General features: G+C 62.5%; 1 protein-coding gene. It reads left to right on the top strand.

All coding sequences use genetic code 11. From position 1 onward, the window contains the following. Nucleotides 1-416, top strand: a 416-nt coding sequence (locus CVH10_RS17800; RefSeq protein WP_181244466.1) for a DUF3857 domain-containing protein, incomplete at both ends; no start/stop codon positions are given.

The raw sequence follows: 416 nt of genomic DNA, 5'->3' as shown, positions 1-416 counted from the left end.
CTGCTGGAAAGCCTGATCGACCTGACCGGATCGGCTCCGGCGTTCAGCTCTCGGCTAGTGCAGCAGGTGACGGGCAGCGACGGTCTCCAGCCCACAGCCAGTTTCGAGATCGTGTTCGATCCAGCGTTCGAGCGCGTGATCATACATACGGCAAGTGTGTTGAGAGAGGGCGTTCGACGGGAGGCGGCCAGCCCTGCGGCCTTTGAGCTGTTACGCCGGGAGTTGAATCTCGAGCGGGCCATGTATGACGGTCGCCTGACGGCTCACATGATTATTCCCGATGTTCGCATCGGCGACATTGTGGAGACTTGCTACACCATCGTCGGCGCCAATCCTGTGTTGGCCGGGCGGTTCAGCCGTCACCAGAGCCTGCAATGGGCGGCGCCTCTCGTGGAGGTGGAGTGCCGCGTCAGGGC

Source organism: Halomonas sp. ND22Bw, assembly GCF_003011945.1.
GTDB classification, from domain to species: Bacteria; Pseudomonadota; Gammaproteobacteria; order Pseudomonadales; family Halomonadaceae; genus Halomonas; species Halomonas halophila.
This window is presented reverse-complemented; position numbering and strand designations above follow the sequence as displayed.